Annotated in this window: 7 protein-coding genes; 4 read left to right on the top strand and 3 right to left on the bottom strand. The window is 62.2% G+C overall.

Features of this window, described 5'->3' with window-relative positions; genetic code table 11:
• From flgA to WCA85_RS14535, 4 genes are all read left to right on the top strand, one after another.
• The coding region (flgA, locus tag WCA85_RS14550) for a flagellar basal body P-ring formation chaperone FlgA (RefSeq protein ID WP_424064972.1) at positions 1 to 454 on the top strand (454 nt) is incomplete at its 5' end.
• Positions 455 to 586: 132 nt separating this feature from the next.
• Entirely contained in the window at positions 587 to 940 is a 354-nt protein-coding gene (gene flgM / locus WCA85_RS14545) for a flagellar biosynthesis anti-sigma factor FlgM (protein ID WP_424064971.1), read from the top strand.
• A gap of 75 nt (positions 941 to 1,015) precedes the next feature.
• The gene (locus tag WCA85_RS14540) at positions 1,016 to 1,459 is read left to right on the top strand and encodes a flagella synthesis protein FlgN (RefSeq protein WP_424064969.1); all 444 of its coding nucleotides are present in this window, start codon (positions 1,016 to 1,018) and stop codon (positions 1,457 to 1,459) included.
• A 688-nt stretch (positions 1,460 to 2,147) separates the two neighbouring features.
• Complete coding sequence (locus tag WCA85_RS14535) at positions 2,148 to 3,371, top strand: glycosyl hydrolase (RefSeq protein WP_424064967.1); 1,224 nt, start codon at positions 2,148 to 2,150, stop codon at positions 3,369 to 3,371.
• Positions 3,372 to 3,387: 16 nt separating this feature from the next.
• On the opposite strand, the gene WCA85_RS14530 is transcribed toward WCA85_RS14535, so the two are convergent.
• The 3 genes from WCA85_RS14530 to flhF form a co-directional block, all read right to left on the bottom strand.
• The gene (locus WCA85_RS14530; protein ID WP_424064965.1) at positions 3,388 to 4,125 is read right to left on the bottom strand and encodes an RNA polymerase sigma factor FliA; all 738 of its coding nucleotides are present in this window, start codon (positions 4,123 to 4,125) and stop codon (positions 3,388 to 3,390) included.
• 28 nt (positions 4,126 to 4,153) lie between these two features.
• A complete protein-coding gene (locus WCA85_RS14525) occupies positions 4,154 to 5,023 on the bottom strand; it encodes a MinD/ParA family ATP-binding protein (protein WP_424064963.1) in 870 nt (289 codons plus the stop codon).
• A partial coding sequence (gene flhF, locus WCA85_RS14520) for a flagellar biosynthesis protein FlhF (protein ID WP_424064961.1) occupies positions 5,016 to 6,178 on the bottom strand: 1,163 nt, incomplete at its 5' end. The genes WCA85_RS14525 and flhF, both read right to left, overlap by 8 nt.

Raw genomic sequence — 6,178 nt, 5'->3', positions numbered from 1 at the left:
CCGCACGACCGTGGGCGTGCGCTGCGCGAGCGGCCACCCGTGGACGGTCTGGCTGCAGGCCAAGGTTTCGGTCAACGCCACCTACTACGTGGCCGCGCGCGCCATCGGGCCCGGCGAGGTGGTCTCGGACGCCGATCTGGTAGGCCGCGACGGCGATCTGACCATGCTGCCGATGTCGATCATCACCGCGCCGTCGCAAGCCGTCGGTTCGGTCACGCTGATGCGCGTCAACCCAGGTCTGCCGCTGCGTCAGGACATGTTGAAGAATGCCCAGCAGGTCACTGCCGGGCAGACGGTGCAGGTGGTCGCGCAGGGTGACGGTTTCCAGATTTCGTCCGAGGGCAGTGCGCTCTCCAGCGCGCAGCCGGGCCAGCCCGTCAAGGTTAAAACCGCTACTGGCCAGATCATCATGGGCATCGTGAAAAACAGTTCGACCGTGCAGATTCAGATGTGAGGGGGCGCGGCGGGCGCCCGACTGGCGGCCCTCCATTACCCTTGATGGCGGTTACAAAGGGATACAACGATTGAGCTAAAGTTTGGTTTCTTGAGTGCCGTTATAAGACTCAAATCGTTCAGGAAGCCAATCGTGAAAATCGATTCCACTACCAACACCAAGCTGGACAGTCTGACTGGCGGCGCGTCGCGCGCCCAGCAGGACGGTTCGGCCCCGGCGGCAACGTCCGCCCAAGGCGCAAGCACTTCCGCGCAGACCGCTTCGAGTTCGAACGGTGACGCGAATGTGAGCCTGTCTGGCCTGTCGTCCGATCTGCGCAATCTGGCAGCGTCGGGTTCGGCGGACATTGACACGGGTCACGTCGAGTCGATCAAGGCGGCCATCAAGAATGGCACGCTGACCATCGACCCGGGCAAGATCGCAGACGGCGTGCTGGAAACCACCCGCAGCCTGCTGCAAACGAGAGCCCCGGCGACCGGCAATTAAGGCTGGCCGCCGCAAGGCGACCCCTTGAAACCCGACCCGCGTCCATTGCGCGGGCCGCTGTGAAAGCGAGTTGTGATGAAAGACGCGCTGCTGGCCACCGTTATCGACGAATACTCCACCATCGAGGCCTTCGCCTCGGTGCTGACTCTCGAACAGAAGGCGTTGACCGAGGTCGACCCGGCCGAGATGCTGCGGCCTATCGTCGAGAAGAAAACCGAACTGGTCGGCAAGCTGGCCACGCTGGAACGGATCCGCGATGCGCAACTCGCTGAAATGGGTCTGCCTGGCGGCTGGAGCGGTATCGAACTGGCTGCGGGCAACGACCCGAAGCTCGCCGCGCAATGGTCGCTCTTGCAGCAATCCGTGGAGCGCGCTCGCCGCTCGAACAAGACCAATGGCGTACTGATCCGCACCCGCATGGAATACAACCAGCGCGCTCTCGACGTGCTGCAGGTGCGCCCGCCGAAGCCCTCCCTCTATGGCCCCGACGGCCGCGTGCCGGGATTCGGCGCGTTTTAAATCTGCTTTAAATCCAGCAGTCTTCGGTGTGCGGCGAGATTACTCGCTGCGCATCGTCAACGAAAGGAACCCGTCAGGTAATCTCTGCCGGATTAATATTCCGAGTTAGAAATAAATACCAATTAATAGCGGTTCGCTATTAATCTGCACAGATAAATCGAGTCCAGATTTCTCCAGATTCCGATAATTAATTAGAAAATCAGGACCCGATACTGAAACGCTCCGACCCTCGATTGAGGATAGCATTCTTCGGGTTTGCCCTTGCTGCTTGCGTGCCGCCAAAATTCATATCGGACAGGTTTGCCGGCGTTTAGCGTCCATTTAGTCTTACTAACGCAACAATTCCTTCTGCCCCCGTTATTTTCCCTGGGCAATTACTCCACTCAATCGATATAGCTCAGCGGGCATTTTTCCCTAATTGGGAATTTCTGCCGTTCAATGAAATATTCAGTAAAAAGACGCCGTTATACTGCGGGCCTTTGCTCTGACTTATTCAGGAATTATGTCCTTCGATAACAGCAGAAACTCTCAAGCGAACCTTTCATTCTCACGCCGCGCCCTATTTGCGGCATCCGATTCCGCCAGCGGCGGTGCCTCGAGGCGAACTTTTCTGGCGAGTCTGCTCGCCGGCGCAGGCAGCCTTGCGCTGGCCGGTTGCGGCGGCAGCAGTGGCTCTTCGGACAGCGCGGTGGCCAATACCAGCGCCAAGGCGAAAGCGGCCGTGAGCGAGTCGACGCAAGGCACCGCGATCCCGCCCGCCGCGTCATTCACCGATGCCTACGGCACGACGTGGACGCTCACCAACGGCACCGTGTTCGGCGGCACCTACAACGCCGGATTCCCGGGCACTGCCGTGCTGATGGTCTACTGGAATCACTCGATTTACGGCGAAAGTTCGGCCGGTGCCTGGTTTGTGTATGGCCAGTATGGCTGGAGTGCGACGAGCGATCCACGCGGTGCCGATGCGGCAGCGGTATCCAGCAATATTTTTTACGGCATGAACGGCCACATGGCTTGGCCTTCGGGCATCTACTCGACCATGACGGCGGCGCAGCAGTTGGCTCTGCTGCAAGACCTCGGCGTGACCAACTATCGCGCGGACGTGGCCGGCTCCGGCATGGCGCAGACCTTGGCAACCGCGCTCGCAGGCCCGTTTGCCGGTAGCGGCGTGTCGATCCTGCCGTGTATCAACCCCAACACCTGGGACCAGACCGCCTCGGAGACCGCAGCCTATGACCTCGGCTACGAGCTGGCGGTGTCCATCGCGACGCCGCTCAAGGGACTGGTCAGCGTGATCGAATGCGGCAACGAACTTGATGCCGGTGGCCTCGTGAACAGCGGCTCGGGCAACTCGCCGTCCGACTACAATCCGGCGTACTGGCCCGCGTATCGCGGCGTGCTGCGCGGCATGATCGACGGCGTGAAGTCGGTCGACTCCACCATCAAGTGCGGCATCAACGTCGGCATTCCGCTTGCCTATACGGCGCTGCAGATGTTGTGGAACGGCCAGACACCGAACGGCTCAGCAACGCCAACCTCGGGCGCGACACCGCTCGCGTGGGACATCACGATGTACCACTGGTACGAGAGCTCGGGCTACATGACCGAGGCAGGACCGCAGGGGTTGACCAACGTGCTGCAGATTCTTCAGCAATCGTTCGGACTGCCAATCTGGATCACGGAGTGGGGTTTCGTGCCATCGGATACGGCCGCGCAGCAGAGTGCCTATATCAGCACCGTGCTCAACCAGTATCTGGGGGAGCGCAGCCAGTACAACCTGGAGTCGATCATGTTCTACGAACTGATCGACACGTCCACGAGCGATGGCTACGGCCTGGTGCTGTCGGATGGCGTCACGAAAACTCAGGCGTATTCGGCGTTCAAGAGCTTCGTTGCGGCCAACCCGGTGTGAGTGTGACCCAGGCGGTTTATTCCGCCTCGGCCTTGGCCCACGCCATCTCGCGCAGACGGGTGCGCAGCCGCGCGACCGCCTGGCTGTGCAACTGGCAAACGCGCGATTCACTCACTTCCATCACCGCGCCAATTTCGCGCAGGTTCATGCCGCGCTCGTAGTACAGCGACATCAGCAGCTTTTCGCGTTCCGGCAAGCGTTCGATCGCTTCGACCAGCGCCGCGCGCAGACTTTCGTCGAGCAGCGCCGACAGCGGGTCCGAGTGATCGACGCAATAGCGGTCGAGGAACGGCTCGTCGTCCGCAGAGCGGTCGAAGTCTTCGTAGTAGATCAGCTGACTGCCGTGCAGGTCCTGCAGCATCGACTGATACTCGTCGAGCGGCATGTTCAGGTGTCCGGCAATCTCGGTCTCGCTCGCCGAGCGGCCGAGGGTCTGCTCGACCTTATGCACGGCCGTTTCCACTTCACGCGAGGTACGGCGCAGGCTGCGCGGCAACCAATCGTTGCTGCGCAACTCGTCGAGCATCGCGCCGCGAATCCGCTGGCTTGCGTAGGTTTCGAACTGCGCGCCCTGGTCTTCCTTGTAGCGGCTCGCGGCATCCAGCAGGCCAATCATGCCAGCCTGGATCAGATCGTCGAGATCGACGCTCGCCGGCATTTTCGCCACAAGCTGCAAGCCGAGGCGCCGCACCAATGGCGCGTACTTCGTCAGAACCTCGGCTTGGGAAGAGATCTTTCCCTGAGCGTTGTACATCGTGCTCCCCTTGTCCACGTCACACTGTTCAGGCGTGCTGCGCAGACGGTTGGTCGGCGTGTTGCGCCGCTGTTACTGTCGCGGGCGCCACCCAATGGTGCCGCGACGATATGGCTGTGCGCATCGGCCAATACTGCAATTCCGCGGCGAGAAGCCGGTAATCGCGCGCGGCCGGTGTCGATGGAAATGCATCGACGACGCAGCGCGACAATTCGAGAGCTCTCGCCATCCGAGCATCCGCGGCAATACAGCCCGCGTTTTCCAGCGATACGGTCAGATAACGCCCCGCCACACCCGCCAGGTTGTCGAACGCCGTGCGCGCATCAGTGATGCTTTGCACGTGGTTCACCAGCACCCGGAACTGGGCAATGCCATGTGCGTAATGCAGTCGCTTCATGCAGGCATAGGCATCCGTGATGGCCTGCCCTGCCACACGCGTGACGATCATCAGGTCGTGCGCCTGCATGGCAAGCGCCGAGAGATGACCGCTACGGTCAAGCTGTGCATCAATCAGCACGATGTCGGCGGGGCCTTCCAGCACGACGCTCATTTGCGCCGCGCTCAGGCCTTCGCGATTGCTGCTCGAAGCGGCCAGCACGGAAAAGCCCAGTGCATGCCGTGCTACAGCCGCTTCGAGCGGCATCTCGCCGCTTGCGACGGCCGCGAAGTTACCCGCGCCGCGCACACCGCCCAGCATCGTGCTGACGGAAAATTCACCCACGCACTCGTCGATCACGAGCACATCCCTACCCTGTTCCGCGAGCGCCGCGGCCAGATTGACCACCGTCGTCGTGCAACCGACGCTAGTCGATCCGCCCGTCACTGCCAGTACTCGCGAGCCGGTGCGCGCCAGCAGGCGCCGCAGTCCTTCTGCCTGATCAGAGACGACTTTATCCAAAGCGAACCTCATGCAATTCGGCGGTTGAACGCGCGGACAGCGCGGAGAGCAAGGCCGGAATGTCGTCGTCGTGAGGCACAAAGGGCGAACTGTCGCGAGGGATGCAGAACGCGCTCTTGATGAGGAATTTCTTCGTCGCCACGTACAGGTTCTCCGGCACCTTCTGGCCAGTCGACACGTAATGCACGGGCAACTTGTAGCGGATCACCGTGTCGAGCACGCCACCCAGGTTGGTCGCTTCGTCGAGCTTGGTCAGGATGCAGCCGGCGAGCGGTTGCTGGTCCGGCGCACGCTGGTAGGCCTGTACGACTTCGTTGAGCGTGTCGCCGTGGCTTGTCGCGTTCAGCAGCAGCAGGCGCTGCACCGGCAGGCCGGCGCGGCACAGCATGGCAATCTGGTCGGACACGAGACGGTCGCGCTGGCTCATGCCGATCGTGTCGATCAGCACGATGTGCTTGTTGCGCAGTTCGGCGAGCGCCAGTTGCAGATCGGCGCCGTCCTTCACCGCGTGCACCGAAACCCCAAGGATCTTGCCGAAGATGCGCAGCTGTTCGTGACCGCCGATCCGGTAGCTGTCGGTGGTGAGCAGCGCCACCTTGCTGGCGCCGAAGCGCATCACGCAACGCGCTGCGAGCTTGGCTGTGGTGGTCGTCTTGCCGACGCCCGTCGGTCCCATCAGCGCGAATACGCCGCCGCGCTCCATCAGCGCGTCTTCGTTTTCCATCACCGGCAGGTTGGACTCGAGTACGGTCCGCACCCAGTCCATGCCGGCTTCGATGTTGTCGGCGTCCTCAGGCAGGTTGTCTACCATCATCTGCACGAGCTGGGCGGAGAAACCGGCCGCAAACAGATGCTTGGTGAGCGACGCGCGCGTCGGGCTGCGACGCTGGCGGTCGGCCCACAGGAGGCCGGCGAAGTGTTCTTCCATCATGCCGCGCATCGACGAGAGTTCGCTCATCACGGTCTCGTTGACGACCTGCTCGACGCGCGCCTTGATGCTTTCGGCGACGCTGGCTGCCGTCGGCGCGGCGCGGCCTTCGGCTTTGCTTTCGGCCTTACGCTCGCTATGGCTATCGTCGCTGCCATGCGCCGCGCCCGCCTTTTGCGCGGTGCGGCGTGCGGCGAGTTGCGCGCCTTCGCGGGCCCATTCGGGCG

The sequence above is a fragment of the Paraburkholderia sp. genome (assembly GCF_049581445.1).
Classification (GTDB): domain Bacteria; phylum Pseudomonadota; class Gammaproteobacteria; order Burkholderiales; family Burkholderiaceae; genus Paraburkholderia.
The sequence above is the reverse complement of the archived record's forward strand: the minus strand, read 5'-3'. Positions and strand labels throughout refer to the sequence as shown.

Coding starts and splice junctions, on each gene's coding strand:
- WCA85_RS14540 (WP_424064969.1), top strand. CDS start 1,016: ATGAAAGACGCGCTGCTGGCCACCGTTATCGACGAATACTCCACCATC.
- WCA85_RS14530 (WP_424064965.1), bottom strand. CDS start 4,125: ATGTACAACGCTCAGGGAAAGATCTCTTCCCAAGCCGAGGTTCTGACG.